Raw genomic sequence first — 17169 nt, 5'->3', positions numbered from 1 at the left:
AGGAGTGTTTTATGCAACGTGGTCTCCCAACCCTGAAAAACCTGTTCCGGAGTGTTCTGCTTTTGTCCGCACTCACTGCTGCAAGCGCCCAGGCGGCGGAAAAGATCGATCTGATCATCGACACTGACCCAGGCGCTGATGATGTGGTGGCCTTGCTGTTCGCCATGGCTTCCCCCGATGAGCTGAATATCCGTGCGTTGACCACCGTCGCCGGCAATGTGCGCCTGGACAAGACCTCTCGCAACGCACGCCTGGCCCGCGAGTGGGCAGGGCGCGAGGAAATCCCGGTGTATGCCGGTGCACCAGCCCCGCTGCTGCGCACGCCGATCTACGCGGAGAACATCCATGGCAAGGAAGGTATTTCCGGTGTCACCGTGCATGAGCCCAAGAAGGGCCTGGCGGACGGCAATGCCGTTGACTACCTGATCAAGACCCTGAGCACCGCCAAGCCGCACAGCATCACCATCGCCATGCTCGGCCCGCAGACCAACCTGGCGCTGGCACTGACCCAGGCACCGGAAATCACCCAAGGCATCAAGGAGGTCGTGGTGATGGGCGGCGCACACTTCAATGGTGGCAATATCACCCCAGTGGCGGAATTCAACCTGTTCGCCGACCCGGTTGCCGCCGAGATTGTGCTCAAGAGTGGTGTCAAGCTGACCTACCTGCCGCTGGACGTCACCCACAAGGTGTTGACCAGCGAAGCACGCCTGAAAAAGATCGCTGACATCAAGAACAACGCGAGCAAGGTGGTGGGCGATATTCTTAACGAATACGTCAAGGGCGATATGGAACACTATGGTATTCCTGGCGGCCCGGTGCATGACGCAACCGTTATCGCCTACCTGCTCAAACCGTCGCTGTTCAGTGGGCGTCAGGCGAACATGGTGGTGGATAGCCGTGAAGGTCCAACCTTCGGCCAGACCATCGTCGATTGGTACGACGGCCTGAAGCGGGAAAAGAATGTGTTCTGGGTTGAGAATGGCGACGCCCAGGGCTTCTTCGATCTGTTGACCGAGCGCCTGGCACGTCTGAAGTAATGGCTTTACCGGTCGGCGCTCGCCGGCCGGTTCTTATTCGCGCTCGGGGTCGTGTGCCCCCATGTGATCGGCCGGGTATTTCTCGAATATCTGGCCGATGAACGCTTGCGCCGCCTGCGTGCCCAGTTCCTTGACCAGCAGGTCGATACCAATGATTGCCAATTCCTCGGGGCTACCGGGGCTGTAGGAGCTTTGCCCTTGGGGCCACTTAGCTTTGATGTCGGCTTGGAGCGTTACGGTGGTCATGACGGTCTCGCGAGGCTAGAAGTACTGGGCAGTGCGCTGGAACGCGGTTCTAACCGAGCCAGTTAACCATTTTGTATCGCGTTTGGCACTGATACTTAGGCATGAGGCGATTCGGAATCACGGCAACGCTGTGCGACACTGTCGGCCTGTTTAATTGCCGGGGACACCACGTGCAGATCGATTTGAACAACCCCGAGGACCTGACATTGGCCAATGTGCGCCAATTGCTCGCCAGTGCCAGCGACGACGAACATACCCAGTTGCGGGTGACCAAGGCTGGAATCGCCTATATCTCCTCGGGGAAGCTTGTAGGCGGTGTGGACATCGACGGGCTGCTGTTTCGCCTGGAAACTTGGGCAAAAGGCTCAGGGTACGTGGGAAATGTGGCTGCCAGTGACGAGGTCTGGGTGACCCAGATTTTCAATGCGCTGAAACAGAATTGGCCGACGCCGGAATTTGACTACATCGATATCTACTGATTTCGTTCATATCTGGTCACGATTGACCGGGCGAATGCCTGTCGAGAGTCAGGCAGACTTGCCCTGCGGCGGTTTACGTCTTGAAACCAATCCGCCCAATCGCTGTCGCACGATCTCTGTCCATTTTTTATCATAGGAGGCTTCATGCCTTGGAAGCTCGCATCATTCGGTACTTTGTTGGCAGCACTCGCGTTGGCGGGTTGCAGCACCCCGGGTGCCTCTGAGCCAGCCAAAGACGCCGCCGTGGCCGATGCCGGTCATAGCCGCTGTGAGTCGAAGGCCGCCGAATTCACGATCGGCCAGAAAGCTTCGCCCCAATTGCTGGAGCAGGCGCGTACCCGTGCCGGTGCGCAGAACGCACGCATCCTCAAGCCTAACGACATGATCACCCTGGAGTATCGCTCCGACCGCTTGAACCTGAACACTGACGACAACCTGGTGATCACGCGAGTCAATTGCGGCTAAGTCGCTCCAGGCTTGTGCAGCGCCCATAAAAAACCCCGTCACATGGACGGGGTTTTTTTAGCTCAGCGGAGAATTACTCGCCGCGAACCTGTGCAGCTTGCATACCCTTTTGGCCTTTCTCAGCCACGAAGGAAACGGTTTGGCCTTCTTTCAGGCTTTTGAAACCGTCGCTTTCGATAGCTTTGAAGTGTACGAACAGGTCGTCACCGCCACCTTGAGGAGTGATGAAGCCGAAGCCTTTTTCATCGTTGAACCATTTAACGGTGCCGGTTTGGCGATTAGACATGGTGTATCTCCAAGAAACATATATTTTCAGTAGTGCTGTGCTGCTCAGGCCAACTGGGCACACCGGGCTATCATAGTCGAAATGTTCGGCTTGGGAGCCCCCCCAAGGCATTGTTTGCTAATCAATAGCGTTGCGTTTAGTGCCTTGGTCGGCTGAAAGCCCCGATTTACGGGGCTTAAGCTCGAAATATCAGCTGGTAAAAAAAGCCGTAAAACCTGTGTAATTTGTGAGAAATGGCAGTTTTCGGGCCATTTTTCTGGCAAAACAGCTGTGTGATCAGCCGCAAATCTTACTTTTTCTTCACGACTTTGCAGGACGAAATAGCCGCGACTGCTTTGTTTTTAAGCTCCGGGCTGGCGTTCTGGTTCGTCATGAGTTCTTTGATTTCGGCAGTGCTCAGTTCAGCGTTGATCTTGTCGGCGCCACATTCGCAATGGGCTTTGGCAGTTTTGACGTCTACGTTCTGGCTGGCGGCGGCGCTGCAGTCGCTGACGAAGCTGTCGCGGGCACCGGCTGGCCAGTTCGACGGGGCAGCAGCTTGCGCACCGAGGGAGAGGAGGGTCAGGGAAGCGGCGAGAGCGAGGGTAGAGGTAAAACGCATCATGAGGATGCTCCTTTGGGTCGAGGACGAACGGCGATTCTCGGAGGGTTTGAGGGCTGGCGTACAGCCCAAGTTCACTTTTGCAGCTATAAAGGGCGGAATTTGTATTTACGCAAGATAGCGGCGGCACGATGACCGTTCATCTGTGCTAGCATCTTCGGCCTGGCTATTTCCAGGCGCGCCCAATGCCGCCTTGCCATGTTCTTTTTAGCTCACTCCAGTCACTCTGGTTCGATTATCGGTTGGCCGAAAGGCTCCTGCCGCTGTAAGGCAGGCGTTCATCATTGAACGGCCTGGTATTGGATCTTGTACTGGCTCATCCCAACCCACGTGACCTTTGGTAGGGGTCACCACTAGGAGAGGAGGCGCCATGCCAACTATTACTCTTCCCGACGGCAGTCAACGTTCATTCGATCATTCGGTTTCCGTAGCTGAGGTCGCCGCATCCATTGGTGCAGGCCTGGCCAAGGCCACCGTGGCCGGCAAGGTCGACGGCAAGCTCGTCGACGCCAGCGACCTGATCACCAGCGATGCCAGCCTGCAAATCATCACGCCCAAGGATCAAGAGGGGCTGGAGATCATTCGCCACTCCTGCGCGCACTTGATTGGCCACGCGGTCAAGCAACTGTATCCAACCGCGAAAATGGTGATCGGCCCGGTCATCGAAGAAGGCTTCTATTACGACATCGCCTATGAGCGTCCTTTCACTCCGGACGACCTGGCTGCGATCGAACAGCGCATGCACCAGCTGATCGAAAAAGACTACGACGTGATCAAGAAAGTCACGCCGCGCGCCGAAGTCATCGACGTGTTCACCGCCCGTGGCGAAGACTACAAGTTGCGCCTGGTGGAAGACATGCCGGAGGAGCAGGCCATGGGCCTGTACTACCACGAAGAATATGTCGACATGTGCCGTGGCCCGCACGTGCCGAATACGCGCTTCCTCAAATCGTTCAAGCTGACCAAGCTGTCCGGCGCCTACTGGCGTGGCGACGCGAAGAACGAGCAACTGCAACGGATCTACGGCACCGCCTGGGCTGACAAGAAGCAGCTGGCGGCCTACATCCAGCGCATCGAAGAAGCCGAAAAACGCGACCACCGCAAGATCGGCAAGCGCTTGAACCTGTTCCACCTCCAGGAAGAAGCGCCGGGCATGGTGTTCTGGCACCCGAACGGCTGGACCCTGTATCAGGTGCTCGAGCAGTACATGCGCAAGGTTCAGCGTGAGAACGGCTACCTGGAAATCAAGACGCCCCAGGTTGTTGACCGTAGCCTCTGGGAGAAGTCCGGGCACTGGGCCAACTACGCCGACAACATGTTCACCACCCAGTCGGAAAACCGCGACTACGCCATCAAGCCGATGAACTGCCCGTGCCACGTGCAGGTGTTCAACCAAGGCCTGAAGAGCTACCGCGAGTTGCCGATGCGCCTGGCTGAGTTCGGTGCCTGCCACCGTAACGAGCCATCGGGTGCGCTGCACGGCATCATGCGTGTGCGTGGTTTTACCCAGGACGACGCCCACATCTTCTGCACCGAAGAGCAGATGCAGGCCGAATCCGCCGCGTTCATCAAGCTGACCATGGATGTTTATCGCGATTTCGGCTTTACCGAAGTCGAGATGAAACTGTCCACTCGTCCGGAAAAACGCGTTGGCTCCGACGAGCTGTGGGATCGCGCCGAAGCTGCACTGGCCGCTGCGCTCGACAGTGCGGGCCTTGCGTACGATCTGCAGCCGGGCGAAGGCGCGTTCTACGGTCCGAAGATCGAGTTCTCGCTGAAAGATTGCCTTGGCCGCGTCTGGCAGTGTGGTACCCTGCAGCTCGATTTTAACCTGCCGATCCGTCTGGGCGCCGAATACGTGTCCGAAGACAACAGCCGTAAACACCCAGTTATGCTGCACCGGGCGATCCTCGGCTCGTTCGAACGGTTCGTCGGGATCCTGATCGAGCACTACGAGGGTGCATTCCCTGCGTGGTTGGCTCCGACCCAGGCAGTGATCATGAATATCACTGATAAACAGGCAGATTTTGCCGCCGAAGTTGAAAAAACTCTCAACGAAAGCGGGTTTCGTGCCAAGTCCGACTTGAGAAATGAAAAGATCGGCTTTAAAATCCGCGAGCATACTTTGCTCAAGGTTCCCTATCTTTTGGTTATCGGAGATCGGGAAGTCGAGATGCAGACTGTCGCTGTGCGTACTCGTGAAGGTGCTGACCTGGGCTCGATGCCCGTCGCCCAGTTCGCTGAGTTCCTCGCGCAAGCGGTTTCCCGGCGTGGTCGCCCAGATTCGGAGTAATTATTATTAAGCGTGAAATGAGACAAGATAAACGAGCTGCACCGAAAGCCCCGATCAACGAGAATATCTCGGCACGCGAGGTTCGGTTAATTGGCGCTGACGGCGAGCAGATTGGCATCGTCTCGATTGATGAAGCGCTTCGTATCGCTGAAGAGTCCAAATTGGACCTGGTGGAAATCTCTGCCGACGCAGTCCCGCCTGTTTGCCGGGTGATGGACTACGGCAAGTCGATCTTCGAAAAGAAGAAGCAGATTGCTGCGGCGAAGAAGAACCAGAAGCAGATTCAAGTAAAAGAAATCAAGTTTCGTCCAGGGACGGAGGAAGGGGATTACCAGGTAAAACTGCGCAACCTGGTACGTTTCCTGAGTGATGGGGACAGGGCCAAGGTATCCTTGCGATTCCGCGGCCGTGAGATGGCCCACCAGGAGCTGGGCATGGAACTCCTCAAGCGGGTTGAAGCTGACCTGCTGGAGTACGGTTCCGTTGAACAGCATCCTAAGATGGAAGGACGCCAGCTGATCATGGTCATCGCCCCGAAAAAGAAGAAGTAATCAACAGGGCACGGCAGGCCTTCTGATTATGTTTATCAACTGAATGCGGAGTATCCGAACATGCCAAAGATGAAGACTAAAAGTGGTGCTGCTAAGCGGTTTCTGAAAACTGCTAACGGTATCAAGCACAAGCACGCTTTCAAGAGCCACATCCTGACCAAAATGTCGACCAAGCGTAAGCGTCAACTGCGCGGTAGCAGCTTGCTGCATCCGTCTGACGTGGCAAAAGTCGAGCGCATGCTGCGCCTTCGTTAATTTTTGGATCAAGAATAGAGGAAGTAACTCATGGCTCGTGTAAAGCGTGGCGTCATTGCCCGTAAACGTCACAAAAAAATTCTGAAACTTGCTAAAGGCTACTACGGCGCGCGTTCACGCGTATTCCGTGTCGCCAAGCAAGCGGTAATCAAGGCAGGCCAATACGCCTACCGCGACCGTCGTCAGAAAAAACGTCAGTTCCGCGCTCTGTGGATCGCTCGTATCAACGCTGGTGCACGTGTTAACGGTCTGTCCTACAGCCGTTTCATCGCTGGCCTGAAAAAAGCTTCCATCGAGATCGACCGTAAGGTTCTGGCCGAACTGGCAGTGAACGAAAAAGCGGTGTTTGCTGCGATTGTCGAGAAAGCTAAAGCCACTCTGGCTTAAGTACCCCCGACAATCACCCTGGGCTACGTCTGTAGCCCAAGGTGGTAAACGTCTTAAATAGGGGAAGAGCCTTCAAGCTCTTCCCCTATTTTGTATCTGGAGTCTGTACATGGAAAACCTGGACGCGCTCGTTGCCCAAGCTCTTGAGGCTGTGCAAAGCGCTGAAGATGTAAATGCCCTGGAGCAAATCCGGGTTCACTACCTTGGCAAGAAAGGTGAATTGACTCAGGTGATGAAGACCCTGGGGAATTTGCCGGCTGAAGAGCGCCCGCAAGTCGGTGCGCTGATCAACGTCGCCAAGGAGCGTGTCACAGAGGTGCTCAATGCGCGCAAGGCGACAATGGAGGAGGCTGATCTCGCGGCCAAACTCGCCGCCGAGTCCATTGACGTCACCTTGCCTGGTCGCGGCCAGGCCTCGGGCGGCCTGCATCCGATCACCCGGACTCTGGAACGTATCGAGCAGTTCTTCACCCACATCGGCTACGGCATTGCCGAAGGCCCTGAGGTCGAAGACGACTATCACAATTTCGAGGCGCTCAACATCCCAGGCCACCACCCGGCCCGGTCGATGCACGACACCTTCTATTTCAACGCGAACATGCTGTTGCGCACCCATACCTCGCCGGTACAGGTCCGCACCATGGAAGCGACCAAGCCGCCGATCCGCATTGTCTGCCCAGGCCGTGTGTACCGCAGCGACTCCGATATCACCCACTCGCCGATGTTCCACCAGGTCGAAGGCCTGCTGGTTGATCGCGACATCAACTTCGCCGACCTCAAAGGCACCATCGAAGAATTCCTGCGGGTGTTCTTCGAGAAGGAGCTGGCGGTACGGTTCCGTCCATCGTTCTTCCCGTTCACCGAGCCGTCCGCTGAAGTCGACATGGAATGCGTGATGTGCAGCGGCAAAGGCTGCCGCGTGTGCAAGCAGACCGGCTGGCTGGAAGTGATGGGCTGCGGCATGGTTCACCCTAACGTGCTGCGCATGTCCGGCATCGATCCGGAAGAATTCTCGGGCTTTGCCTTCGGCATGGGCGTTGAGCGTCTGGCCATGCTGCGTTACGGTGTGAACGACTTGCGTCTGTTCTTCGACAACGACTTGCGGTTCCTCGCGCAATTTCGCTAGTCGTAACGAATCTTTAGGAGAGCAGGATGAAATTCAGTGAACAATGGCTGCGTGGCTGGGTAAGCCCGCAGGTAGATCGCGACGCGCTGGTTGCCCGTCTGTCGATGGCCGGCCTTGAGGTCGATAGCGTTACGCCGGCCGCCGGTGTTTTCAGTGGCGTGGTCGTGGGTGAGGTGTTGAGCACCGAACAACACCCCGATGCCGACAAGTTGCGTGTATGCCAGGTCGGCAATGGCGCGGAAACCTTCCAGGTCGTGTGCGGAGCGCCAAACGTGCGTCCGGGCCTGAAGATCCCGTTCGCTATGATCGGTGCCGAGCTGCCAGGCGACTTCAAGATCAAGAAGGCCAAGCTGCGTGGTGTCGAGTCCAACGGCATGCTGTGCTCCCAGGCAGAACTGCAAGTCGGTGAGGGCAACGATGGCTTGATGGAGCTGCCGGCCGACGCGCCAGTGGGCCAGGACATCCGCGTCTACCTAGAGTTGGAAGACGCCAGCATCGAAGTCGACCTGACCCCGAACCGTGGCGACTGCCTGTCGTTGGCAGGTTTGGCCCGTGAAGTCGGCGCGTTGTACAACGCCCCGGTCACCCGTCCAGTGGTTGCCGCCGTGCCTGCTGTGCACGACGAAGTACGCCCGATCGAAGTGCTGGCACCAAACGCCTGCCCGCGTTACCTGGGTCGTGTGATTCGCAACGTCGACCTGTCCAAGCCAACGCCGCTGTGGATGGTTGAGCGCTTGCGCCGTGCCGACGTACGCAGCATCGACGCCGCCGTCGACATCACCAACTACGTGATGCTGGAGCTGGGTCAACCGTTGCACGCTTTTGACCTCGCCGAAATCAACGGCGGCATCCGCGTGCGCATGGCAGAAGAAGGCGAGAAGCTGGTACTGCTCGACGGTCAGGAAGTCAGCCTGCGTGCCGACACCCTGGTCATCGCCGACCATTCCCGCGCCCTGGCGATTGCCGGCGTGATGGGTGGCGAGCACAGCGGCGTATCCGCGACCACTCGCGATGTGTTCCTTGAAAGCGCGTTCTTCGACCAGATCGCCATCGCCGGTAAGGCCCGTTCCTACGGCCTGCATACCGATGCCTCTCACCGCTACGAGCGCGGTGTGGACTGGAACCTCGCCCGTGAAGCCATGGAGCGCGCCACTGGCCTGCTGCTGGAAATCACCGGTGGCGAAGCCGGCCCGATCACCGAAACTGTTAACGCACAGTTCCTGCCCTCTATTGCACCGATCACCCTGCGTGCCAAAAGCGTTGAGCAGATGCTTGGCCTGGTCATCGAGCCGGCTGAAATCGAGCAACTGCTGTCGGCTCTCGGCCTGGCTATTTCCTCGAGTGGGGAAGGGCAGTGGCACGTTGAAGTACCAAGCCATCGCTTCGATATCAGCCTGGAAGTCGACCTGATCGAAGAGCTGGCCCGTCTCTACGGCTACAACCGCCTGCCGGTCCGTTACCCGCAAGCGCGCCTGGCGCCACAACCAAAGGCCGAGGCTCGTGCGCACCTGCCTGAGCTGCGTCGCCTGCTGGTTGCCCGTGGTTATCAGGAAGCGGTGACCTACAGCTTCATTGATCCGAAGCAGTTCGAACTGTTCAACCCAGGCGTCGAACCGCTGTTGCTGGCCAATCCGATCTCCAACGACATGGCGGCCATGCGTTCTTCGCTGTGGCCAGGCCTGGTGAAAGCCCTTTCCCATAACCTGAACCGTCAGCAAGACCGCGTGCGCATGTTTGAAAGCGGCCTGCGTTTCGTCGGTCAGTTGGACGGCCTGAAGCAAGAGCCGATGCTGGCCGGTGTGGTCTGCGGCAGCCGTCTGCCGGAAGGCTGGGCACAGGGTCGCGACGCTGTGGACTTCTTCGACGTCAAGGCTGACGTGGAAGCGGTACTGGGCTTTGCCGGTGCTCTGGACGTCTTCACTTTCGTGCCGGGCAGCCATCCTGCATTGCACCCAGGCCAGACGGCACGCATCGAGCGTGAAGGTCGCTTGGTCGGTTTCGTCGGCGCCATTCACCCTGAATTGTCGAAAACCCTCGGTCTCGACCGTCCGGTCTTCGTGTTCGAGTTGGTTCTGGCTGAAGTGGCTTCTGGCAAGATGCCTAAATTCAGCGAGTTGTCGCGCTTCCCTGAAGTGCGCCGTGACCTGGCCTTGATCGCCGACCGTGAAGTGGCCGCCACTGCTGTTCTGGATGTAATCCGTGAAAATGCAGGGGAATGGCTGACAGACCTCAGGCTATTTGACGTCTATCAGGGTAAAGGTATTGATCCGCATAGAAAAAGCCTTGCAGTTGGCTTGACCTGGCAGCATCCATCGCGCACTCTTAATGACGATGAGGTGAATACCACGACACAAAATATCCTCACCTCGCTCGAACAAAGGTTGAACGCCACGTTAAGGAAGTGACGTATGGGGGCTTTGACGAAAGCTGAGATGGCGGAACGTCTGTACGAAGAGTTGGGTCTGAACAAGCGCGAGGCCAAGGAATTGGTTGAGCTGTTTTTTGAAGAGATCAGACACGCTCTGGAAGACAACGAACAGGTCAAATTGTCCGGTTTCGGCAACTTTGACCTGCGGGACAAACGCCAGCGGCCTGGCCGCAATCCAAAAACGGGAGAAGAAATCCCGATCACGGCTCGCCGTGTGGTCACCTTTCGTCCAGGGCAGAAGTTGAAGGCCCGAGTTGAGGCTTATGCTGGAACCAAGTCATAACGACGAGCTACCCGTCATCCCAGGCAAACGCTACTTCACCATTGGTGAAGTCAGCGAGCTCTGTGCGGTAAAACCGCACGTGCTGCGCTATTGGGAGCAGGAGTTTCCTCAACTCAACCCCGTCAAACGCACCGGGAACCGTCGGTATTATCAGCGCCAGGATGTGCTGATGATCCGACAGATCCGCGCGTTGCTGTACGACCAAGGGTTCACCATCAGCGGCGCGCGCCAGCGTATGTCCGGTGATGAAGCCAAAGACGACACTACCCAATACAAGCAAATGATCCGCCAGATGATCGCCGAACTCGAAGATGTGCTGGTGGTGTTGAAGAAGTGATTCAAGCTTTTAAAATACTTCCACATTTCAAAAGCTTGCGGTATATTCCGGATCGCTTCGTCAAGAAGCAAACCCAGTAACACGCCTAGTCGGGGCGTAGCGCAGTCCGGTAGCGCACTAGCATGGGGTGCTAGGGGTCGAGTGTTCGAATCACTCCGTCCCGACCATATTTTTCAATGTCTTAGCCCAATCTTTGCAGGTTGGGCTTTTTCATGCCCGGAAAAAACCACATTCACCCCTCAGGATCGTCCCCCCCCCCGCACCATCACGGCACACCTTGTTACAACCATTCGCCCCAGGGTGCAGTCGGTATAGAACTTCAGTCATCTGTTCTCATCCAATTTCCAGGCGTGTTTCAAACCGTGAGCGCCTGCTGACAACCCATAGAGGTTCACAGAATGAAAATGACACTGCCCGTCCTGATTTTGGGCGCCCTCATTTCGCAAGGAGCGATGGCAGCCGGAGATGGCACAGCAGCCCTTGGAGGCGGCGTTGGTGGTGCCCTTGGTAATATCGTAGGTCAACAGCTCGGTGGCTCGACGGGCGCGGCGGTAGGCGCAGGCGTTGGTGGTGCCGCTGGCAGTGCTGTCGGGGCTCAAAGGGGCAACCGAGCGGAAGCCGCGCTAGGTGGTGGTATCGGCTCAGCCGGCGGCTCGCTGATTGGTAATCGTCTCGGAGGCACAACGGGGTCGACTATTGGCGCCGGTGTAGGTGGTGCCGCAGGCGGCGCGCTGGGGAATAACCTGGCAGATGATGAGAGTGGTCATCGATCAGACGGCAAGAAGCACAAAGGCAACAACAAGCACAAACACAAGAACAAGCATCGTTAGGCTCTGACGGTGTCACATTGAAGCCCGGCCCAGCGCCGGGCTTCTTGTATCTGCCATTTGTAGAGGTTGATCGATGCACCATCAACACGGGGGCCCACTCAGTCGGTAGTGGACTTCCTTTGTCTTTCCGAGCTTTCGCAGTTTTACACGAGCATTCCTTCAACATCCGCCAGGGTGGCATGAGGAACAACACTGTCCGGAATTCGTGAGATGTCAGACAGGTTGTAAACCCTGAAGTCATCACACATGACCTTATCGGACATCAATTCAAACGACGGCAGTATGCGCGTGAAGTAGTGCTGATCGAGCCCGCAGGGTGAGTGGGTGGAATCAGCACTTTCGTAAAACCTGCCTGAGCGCTCGTCCAGATCAACGCCCACCAGAAAAACCTGAGTAAATCCGACATGGAATGCCAGCTGTATGGCCAGATAGGCCACGGTTCGAGCGTCAAAAAAGCCCTCGCTCATGTCTTTGCTGAATCCCAGCGGTCTTTCGCGGCTAGGCAGCAAGGGATGATTGACGACCAGCGCACTGTGTTTGCCTCGAACAGATTCCAGCCAGGAGGGCCGCTGGGCTTTGGATAATGGGTACAGCCGTCCAGTCGGTCGAGCATGAGAGGAGCGTGCGTGATCTTCCCACAGCGCAACCCTTTGGCTGATCGCCATTGCCTGCTTGAACAGTTCCGGCTGTTGTTCGGAGAAACTTCTGTCCGTACAGGCGTAAAAGTACGGCTTAACGCCAGTATCGAGAAACATCGAAATGGCGCCGTTCATCGTGATCATTGGCACATGCGCAAATTTCTCGATGGGAAACGATTTAGCCGATGGTCCGGAGGCAATGATGAAGACCGCGCCCGACTCGGTGTTCCGGCAGGCGTTAAAATCGCTCAGGTCCAGTTGGTATTTGTTCGAGAGCCAGGGGGCGTGCAGAGCTTGCTGAGTATTACCGGCATGCTCCATGGCGACGAAGGATGGCTGTTTCATCGGGCCCAACCTTGCAGTTAGAAGAAAGTACTCACATCACCCGACCCTATAGGACGTCGCTGGGTTCCTTCTTAAAGCAAAGTTCATCAATCTGAGATCCTATTTTTGAGTGGGATGTTTCTCAGTATTGGCAGTATTCACGCCACGCACCGTTACTTCTGCCCACAGATGGGGCGGTTTCTGAGCTATTGGGTAGCAATTTCCTACGCATGCGTTCTATTCACCGATCGATATTTCGTCGCTATTTCATCCGAATCAATCACTTGCCTCACCGCGAGGTCAGTTGGCACACATTCTGCTTTTTTGCATTCGTGGATAATTGGATACAAAAATTCAAAAGGTGCTGCCGATGCAATTTGCCCCCGCTTACGTTGACCGCCAGCCCCTCACCGCCGAGGAGGAGGCCTACAACTTTCTGCTCGACGCCATATGCAGTGGCCGATACCGCAAGGGCGACCGGCTGATTGCCGAAGACATCGCCAGCGAGATCGGCATGAGCCGCATGCCGGTGCGCGAAGCCTTCCGTCGCCTGGATGCCCAGGGTCTGGTAACCCTCAGGCCTAACCGGGGCGCCGTCGTCAGCGGCCTGGATATTGATGAATTGCACGAAGTGTTCGAGATGCGCAGTGCCCTCGAAGGCCTGGCGGTGCGCGTGGCCGTCGCACGCATCGGCGAACGCCAATTGGCCGCATTGGAGCGCATGCTCGACGAGATGGATGACTACCGTGATGAAAGCGCCGCCTGGGTCAGCCGCCACCGCGCTTTCCACGAATACCTGTGCAGCCTCAGTGGCCGCCCACGTTTGATGAAACAGATCTCGGCGCTGTACTCGCTGGTGGAAGCGCCCATGCGCCTGTGGTTGCAGCACGGCGAGAAACCCCTCAGCGCCCGCCAGGAACACGCGGTGATCCTCGATGCCATCCGTTCCGGTGACGCGGCCCGCGCCGAGGCAGTGGTGCGCGAGCACATCGAGGGGACCGTGCCAGCGCTGATCCAATTCCTGCAAACCAAAAAATAAGAAAGACCTGCTGTGTTTTGACTTTGAGTCCTGCCCCGTTAACCAACGAACTGGAGTGTCTGGTCATGCATAAACGCCGCGCCTTGCTGGTGGCTGTCTCCCTCGGCCTCTGTACCCAATGGGCCATTGCCGCGCCCCAGGTACCGGAGCGCCTGAAGAGCGTCGATAAACTGGTGTATTGCTCGGGGATGGATTCGCCGCCCCTGGTGTCTTTCGATGAAGCGCAGAAGCCGCGCGGGCTCACCGTCGACCTCGGGCTCGAGATCGCCAAGCGCCTGGGCGACAAACCCGTGCAGTGGCGGGTGATTCCGTTCTCCGGTCTGGTGCCGGCGTTGCTTGCTCAGCAGTGCGACATGATCGTCGACCAGCTGTTCGACAAGCCCGAACGGCGCCAGGTGATCGACATCGTCAACTACATGTACTCCAGCCAGTCGGTGGTGGTGCCCAAGGGCAATCCCAAAGGCATCAAGGCCCTGGATGACTTGTCCGGGCACAAGGTGGCGGTGCTCAACGGCTCCACCATCAAGACCCTGCTGGACGCCCAAAACGACAACCTGACCAAGGCCGGCAAGCCCCCGATGAAGCTGGTGGTCTACAACACCGACACCGACGCCTTCCAGGCCCTGCGTATCAGCCAGGTCGATGCTTACGGCACCACGGTGGAAACCGCCGGCTACTACGCCGCGATGGCCCCGGACCTGTTCCAGGAAGGTGTACCGGCCTTCAGCCGCATCCTCACCGGTTTGGGCATGCGCAAGGACGACCCGCAACTCACCGCCGCCGTGCAGCAAGTGATCAGCGACATGCGCAGTGACGGCAGTTATGTGGCGTTGCTGAACAAATGGCATGTCAGCAGTGACACTCTCGACTGAGGTTGCCCGCAATGAACTTCAATTGGGATGTGTTCTGGCAGTACCTGTTGCAGCCCAGCGGGGTCTACCTCACCGGGCTGTGGCTGACGTGCCTGATCGCGGTGTCGGCGATGTTGCTGGGCTGCGTACTGGGCTTGGCGGCGGCGCTGTTGCGCCTGTCGAAGAACCCGCTGCTGCACCTGCCAGTGCGGTTTTACGTGTGGTTGATGCGCGGCACGCCGCTGCTGGTGCAGATCGTGTTTCTCTACACCGCGCTGGCGGCCGGGGGGATTTTCCGCTTTGAGGACATCGATCTGTTCGGCCTGGTCGTGCCCGGCAATATCCAGGCGGCGATCATCGCCCTGGGCCTCAACGAAGGCGCCTACATGGCCGAAATCATCCGCGCCGGCATTGGCGCCGTCGACAAGGGCCAATACGAAGCCGGGCGCTCCCTGGGCATGGGCTTCGCCAAGCTGATGCGGCGCATCGTACTGCCCCAGGCGTTTCGCGTGATCGTGCCGCCGCTGGGCAACGAGTTCAACGTGATGCTCAAGAACACCACCCTGGTCAGCGTGATCGGCGTGCAGGAATTGCTGCTCAGCACGCAAATGGTCACCTCGGCGACGTTCCGCGTGTTTGAGCTGTACCTGGTGGTGGCGATCTATTTCCTGATGCTCACCACGCTCTGGGGCTTCTTCCAGCGTTGGCTGGAGGCGCGCTTCGGCCAGTCCGACCGGCCTTCCGCGCCGCCACCGGCGTCCAGCCGCATGTTCGGGCGCAGCACTTTGAAACTGCTGAGGGGACGATAACCATGGCGCACCACAGTGAAGAACTGATCATCGAAGCGCTGGATATCCACAAGTCGTTTGGCACGCTGCAGATCCTCAAGGGTATTTCGCTGCAAGTGCGGCGCGGAGAAGTGGTGGTGCTGATCGGCGCCTCGGGTTCGGGCAAGACCACCTTCATCCGCTGTATCAACCTGCTCGAAGACATCCAGGGCGGACGCATCCGCGTCAACGGCCGCGCCATGGGCTATCGCGAGCGCAGCGACGGCAGCCTGGTACGCGACTCGGAGCGCAACATTGCCCGCCAGCGGCGCGACATCGGCATGGTGTTCCAGCGCTTCAACCTGTTCCCCCACATGACCGCGTTGGAAAACATCATCGAAGCGCCGATCCAGGTACTCGGCACACCCCGCGCCGAAGCCTTGGAACAGGCCCGTGGATTACTCGCTCGGGTCGGCCTGGCGGACAAGGCCAACCATTACCCGTCGATGCTCTCCGGTGGCCAGCAGCAACGGGTGGCCATCGCCCGTGCCTTGGCGATGAAACCCCAAGCCATGCTGTTCGACGAACCCACCAGCGCCCTCGACCCGGAAACCGTCGGCGAAGTGCTGCAGGTGATGAAGGAACTGGCCGAGGAGGGCATGACCATGGTGGTGGTCACCCACGAAATGGGCTTTGCCCGTGAAGTGGCCGACCGCGTGGTGGTGCTCGACCAAGGTGAGCTCATCGAACAGGGGCCACCGGAACAGATTTTCAGCCACCCCAGCCATCCCCGTACCCGAGCTTTTCTCAGTCGCGTGTTATGACCCTTCCAAGGAAATGTGCCATGCGTTTATCCAGCTTGTTTGCAGCCCTGTGCTGCGCCGCCGTTGTACCCATGAGCCAGGCTGCCACACCTGTGGTCAAGGTCTACAACTGGTCCGACTACATCGGCCCCGACACCTTGAAGAACTTCGAGAAAGACAGCGGCATCAAGGTGCAATACGACATCTTCGACACCAACGAAATGCTCGAAGCCAAGCTGCTTTCCGGGCACTCGGGATATGACGTGGTGGTGCCCTCCAGCCAGTTCCTGTCCAAGCAGATCCGCGCTGGCGCCTACCAGCCGTTGCAGCGAAATTTGCTGGATAACTGGAAGCACCTTGACCCGCGCCTGATGCAGCGCCTGGAAGCCGCCGACCCTGGCAACCGCTACGCCGTGCCTTACATGTGGGGCACCGTGGGCATCGGTTACAACGTAGAAAAAGTGCGCGCCGTGCTGGGCAAGGACGCGGTGCTGGATTCCTGGTCGATGGTCTTCGAGCCAGGCAACCTGGCCAAGCTCAAAAGCTGCGGCGTGGCCTTCCTTGATGCCCCGGTGAAGATCATCCCGCAGGTCATGCTCTACCTCGGCCTGGACCCCAACAGCACTCAGCCCGACGACTACAAACAGGCCTCGACCCGGCTGATGGCGCTGCGGCCCTCGGTGACCTACTTCAACTCCTCGAAATACACCGCCGACCTGGCCAACGGCGATATCTGCGTGGCGGTCGGTTATTCCGGCGACGTGATGCAGGCCCAGAGCCGTGCCAAGGAAGCCGGCAAAAATATCGACATCCGCTACCTGATCCCCAAGGAAGGCGTGAACCTGTGGTTCGACATGCTGGCGATTCCCAAGGACGCCGGCAACACGGCCAATGCCCACGCCCTGATCAACTACCTGTTGCGCCCCGAGGTGATCGCGCCGATCAGCGACTACGTCGGCTACGCCAACCCGAATAAAGACGCCACGTCACTGATGGACCCGAAAGTCAGCGGCAACCCCGGTATTTATCCTGGCGATGACGTGATCAACCACACCTTTGTCTCCGCCGACCTGCCGGAAAATATCCAGCGTCTGATGACCCGGGAATGGAACCGCATCAAGTCCGGCCAATGAATCGAAG

21 protein-coding genes and 1 tRNA gene are annotated in these 17169 nt (G+C 58.0%); 18 read left to right on the top strand and 4 right to left on the bottom strand.

Annotation, left to right across the window (positions count from 1 at the left end; all coding sequences use genetic code 11):
• Positions 1-11: 11 nt before the first annotated feature.
• A complete protein-coding gene (locus ACP7EW_RS02965; protein WP_426215172.1) occupies positions 12-1040 on the top strand; it encodes a nucleoside hydrolase in 1029 nt (342 codons plus the stop codon).
• 33 nt (positions 1041-1073) lie between these two features.
• Here ACP7EW_RS02965 and ACP7EW_RS02960 read toward each other — a convergent pair whose 3' ends face one another.
• Positions 1074-1286 carry a hypothetical protein gene (locus ACP7EW_RS02960; protein WP_010209115.1) on the bottom strand — a complete coding sequence of 71 codons (213 nt, stop codon included), beginning with the start codon at positions 1284-1286 and terminating at the stop codon, positions 1074-1076.
• A 170-nt stretch (positions 1287-1456) separates the two neighbouring features.
• Between ACP7EW_RS02960 and ACP7EW_RS02955 the strand changes: the two genes are divergently transcribed.
• Together ACP7EW_RS02955 and ACP7EW_RS02950 are read left to right on the top strand one after the other, a co-directional pair.
• Entirely contained in the window at positions 1457-1765 is a 309-nt protein-coding gene (locus ACP7EW_RS02955) for a hypothetical protein (RefSeq protein ID WP_426215170.1), read from the top strand.
• Between the two features lie 144 nt (positions 1766-1909).
• Positions 1910-2230, top strand: coding sequence for an I78 family peptidase inhibitor (locus tag ACP7EW_RS02950; protein ID WP_025857833.1), 321 nt, complete (start codon positions 1910-1912; stop codon positions 2228-2230).
• A gap of 73 nt (positions 2231-2303) precedes the next feature.
• On the opposite strand, the gene ACP7EW_RS02945 is transcribed toward ACP7EW_RS02950, so the two are convergent.
• Positions 2304-2516: a cold-shock protein gene (locus tag ACP7EW_RS02945; RefSeq protein WP_003234260.1), complete on the bottom strand. Its 213-nt coding sequence runs from the start codon at positions 2514-2516 to the stop codon at positions 2304-2306.
• A 289-nt stretch (positions 2517-2805) separates the two neighbouring features.
• The gene (locus tag ACP7EW_RS02940; protein ID WP_016978147.1) at positions 2806-3120 is read right to left on the bottom strand and encodes a hypothetical protein; all 315 of its coding nucleotides are present in this window, start codon (positions 3118-3120) and stop codon (positions 2806-2808) included.
• Between the two features lie 367 nt (positions 3121-3487).
• Between ACP7EW_RS02940 and thrS the strand changes: the two genes are divergently transcribed.
• The 10 genes from thrS (at position 3488) to ACP7EW_RS02890 (ending at position 11607) form a co-directional block, all read left to right on the top strand.
• Complete coding sequence (gene thrS, locus ACP7EW_RS02935; protein WP_033901721.1) at positions 3488-5410, top strand: threonine--tRNA ligase; 1923 nt, start codon at positions 3488-3490, stop codon at positions 5408-5410.
• Entirely contained in the window at positions 5410-5961 is a 552-nt protein-coding gene (gene infC / locus ACP7EW_RS02930) for a translation initiation factor IF-3 (RefSeq protein ID WP_169850653.1), read from the top strand. Before thrS ends, infC begins: the two co-directional genes overlap by 1 nt.
• A 60-nt stretch (positions 5962-6021) precedes the next feature.
• Positions 6022-6216 carry a 50S ribosomal protein L35 gene (rpmI, locus tag ACP7EW_RS02925; protein WP_002553160.1) on the top strand — a complete coding sequence of 65 codons (195 nt, stop codon included), beginning with the start codon at positions 6022-6024 and terminating at the stop codon, positions 6214-6216.
• A gap of 30 nt (positions 6217-6246) precedes the next feature.
• Complete coding sequence (gene rplT / locus ACP7EW_RS02920; protein ID WP_003174975.1) at positions 6247-6603, top strand: 50S ribosomal protein L20; 357 nt, start codon at positions 6247-6249, stop codon at positions 6601-6603.
• Positions 6604-6712: 109 nt separating this feature from the next.
• The gene (gene pheS, locus ACP7EW_RS02915) at positions 6713-7729 is read left to right on the top strand and encodes a phenylalanine--tRNA ligase subunit alpha (RefSeq protein ID WP_177076672.1); all 1017 of its coding nucleotides are present in this window, start codon (positions 6713-6715) and stop codon (positions 7727-7729) included.
• 26 nt (positions 7730-7755) lie between these two features.
• Entirely contained in the window at positions 7756-10134 is a 2379-nt protein-coding gene (pheT, locus tag ACP7EW_RS02910) for a phenylalanine--tRNA ligase subunit beta (RefSeq protein ID WP_426215168.1), read from the top strand.
• A 3-nt stretch (positions 10135-10137) separates the two neighbouring features.
• On the top strand, positions 10138-10440 hold the full coding sequence (ihfA, locus tag ACP7EW_RS02905; RefSeq protein ID WP_002553164.1) for an integration host factor subunit alpha: 303 nt from the start codon (positions 10138-10140) through the stop codon (positions 10438-10440).
• The gene (locus ACP7EW_RS02900; protein ID WP_010209127.1) at positions 10421-10777 is read left to right on the top strand and encodes a MerR family transcriptional regulator; all 357 of its coding nucleotides are present in this window, start codon (positions 10421-10423) and stop codon (positions 10775-10777) included. Before ihfA ends, ACP7EW_RS02900 begins: the two co-directional genes overlap by 20 nt.
• Positions 10778-10867: 90 nt before the next feature.
• Positions 10868-10944: transfer RNA gene (locus ACP7EW_RS02895), tRNA-Pro, on the top strand.
• Positions 10945-11175: 231 nt separating this feature from the next.
• Entirely contained in the window at positions 11176-11607 is a 432-nt protein-coding gene (locus ACP7EW_RS02890) for a hypothetical protein (RefSeq protein WP_314534335.1), read from the top strand.
• A gap of 143 nt (positions 11608-11750) precedes the next feature.
• On the opposite strand, the gene ACP7EW_RS02885 is transcribed toward ACP7EW_RS02890, so the two are convergent.
• A complete protein-coding gene (locus tag ACP7EW_RS02885; protein ID WP_426215166.1) occupies positions 11751-12590 on the bottom strand; it encodes a lipopolysaccharide biosynthesis protein in 840 nt (279 codons plus the stop codon).
• 349 nt (positions 12591-12939) lie between these two features.
• Between ACP7EW_RS02885 and ACP7EW_RS02880 the strand changes: the two genes are divergently transcribed.
• From ACP7EW_RS02880 to ACP7EW_RS02860, 5 genes are all read left to right on the top strand, one after another.
• A complete protein-coding gene (locus tag ACP7EW_RS02880) occupies positions 12940-13608 on the top strand; it encodes a GntR family transcriptional regulator (protein ID WP_426215164.1) in 669 nt (222 codons plus the stop codon).
• A 65-nt stretch (positions 13609-13673) separates the two neighbouring features.
• On the top strand, positions 13674-14480 hold the full coding sequence (locus ACP7EW_RS02875; protein WP_426215162.1) for an ABC transporter substrate-binding protein: 807 nt from the start codon (positions 13674-13676) through the stop codon (positions 14478-14480).
• A gap of 11 nt (positions 14481-14491) precedes the next feature.
• Positions 14492-15268: an amino acid ABC transporter permease gene (locus ACP7EW_RS02870; protein WP_010209179.1), complete on the top strand. Its 777-nt coding sequence runs from the start codon at positions 14492-14494 to the stop codon at positions 15266-15268.
• A gap of 2 nt (positions 15269-15270) precedes the next feature.
• Positions 15271-16050, top strand: a complete 780-nt coding sequence (locus tag ACP7EW_RS02865) for an amino acid ABC transporter ATP-binding protein (protein WP_033901714.1) — start codon at positions 15271-15273, stop codon at positions 16048-16050.
• Positions 16051-16070: 20 nt separating this feature from the next.
• Positions 16071-17162, top strand: a complete 1092-nt coding sequence (locus ACP7EW_RS02860) for a polyamine ABC transporter substrate-binding protein (protein ID WP_426215160.1) — start codon at positions 16071-16073, stop codon at positions 17160-17162.
• Positions 17163-17169 lie beyond the last annotated feature (7 nt).

This window comes from Pseudomonas sp. DWRC2-2, assembly GCF_049897885.1.
Lineage (GTDB): Bacteria > Pseudomonadota > Gammaproteobacteria > Pseudomonadales > Pseudomonadaceae > Aquipseudomonas > Aquipseudomonas azotoformans_A.
This window is presented reverse-complemented; position numbering and strand designations above follow the sequence as displayed.

Bases quoted from the DNA above. Each gene is read 5' to 3' on its own strand.
- ACP7EW_RS02870 (WP_010209179.1), top strand. From the start codon at position 14,492: ATGAACTTCAATTGGGATGTGTTCTGGCAGTACCTGTTGCAGCCCAGC.
- ACP7EW_RS02965 (WP_426215172.1), top strand. From the start codon at position 12: ATGCAACGTGGTCTCCCAACCCTGAAAAACCTGTTCCGGAGTGTTCTG.
- ACP7EW_RS02880 (WP_426215164.1), top strand. From the start codon at position 12,940: ATGCAATTTGCCCCCGCTTACGTTGACCGCCAGCCCCTCACCGCCGAG.
- ACP7EW_RS02865 (WP_033901714.1), top strand. From the start codon at position 15,271: ATGGCGCACCACAGTGAAGAACTGATCATCGAAGCGCTGGATATCCAC.
- ACP7EW_RS02900 (WP_010209127.1), top strand. From the start codon at position 10,421: ATGCTGGAACCAAGTCATAACGACGAGCTACCCGTCATCCCAGGCAAA.
- ACP7EW_RS02875 (WP_426215162.1), top strand. From the start codon at position 13,674: ATGCATAAACGCCGCGCCTTGCTGGTGGCTGTCTCCCTCGGCCTCTGT.
- ACP7EW_RS02945 (WP_003234260.1), bottom strand. From the start codon at position 2,516: ATGTCTAATCGCCAAACCGGCACCGTTAAATGGTTCAACGATGAAAAA.
- ACP7EW_RS02950 (WP_025857833.1), top strand. From the start codon at position 1,910: ATGCCTTGGAAGCTCGCATCATTCGGTACTTTGTTGGCAGCACTCGCG.
- pheS (WP_177076672.1), top strand. From the start codon at position 6,713: ATGGAAAACCTGGACGCGCTCGTTGCCCAAGCTCTTGAGGCTGTGCAA.
- pheT (WP_426215168.1), top strand. From the start codon at position 7,756: ATGAAATTCAGTGAACAATGGCTGCGTGGCTGGGTAAGCCCGCAGGTA.
- thrS (WP_033901721.1), top strand. From the start codon at position 3,488: ATGCCAACTATTACTCTTCCCGACGGCAGTCAACGTTCATTCGATCAT.
- ACP7EW_RS02940 (WP_016978147.1), bottom strand. From the start codon at position 3,120: ATGATGCGTTTTACCTCTACCCTCGCTCTCGCCGCTTCCCTGACCCTC.
- ACP7EW_RS02885 (WP_426215166.1), bottom strand. From the start codon at position 12,590: ATGAAACAGCCATCCTTCGTCGCCATGGAGCATGCCGGTAATACTCAG.
- ihfA (WP_002553164.1), top strand. From the start codon at position 10,138: ATGGGGGCTTTGACGAAAGCTGAGATGGCGGAACGTCTGTACGAAGAG.
- rpmI (WP_002553160.1), top strand. From the start codon at position 6,022: ATGCCAAAGATGAAGACTAAAAGTGGTGCTGCTAAGCGGTTTCTGAAA.
- ACP7EW_RS02890 (WP_314534335.1), top strand. From the start codon at position 11,176: ATGAAAATGACACTGCCCGTCCTGATTTTGGGCGCCCTCATTTCGCAA.
- ACP7EW_RS02960 (WP_010209115.1), bottom strand. From the start codon at position 1,286: ATGACCACCGTAACGCTCCAAGCCGACATCAAAGCTAAGTGGCCCCAA.
- ACP7EW_RS02860 (WP_426215160.1), top strand. From the start codon at position 16,071: ATGCGTTTATCCAGCTTGTTTGCAGCCCTGTGCTGCGCCGCCGTTGTA.
- rplT (WP_003174975.1), top strand. From the start codon at position 6,247: ATGGCTCGTGTAAAGCGTGGCGTCATTGCCCGTAAACGTCACAAAAAA.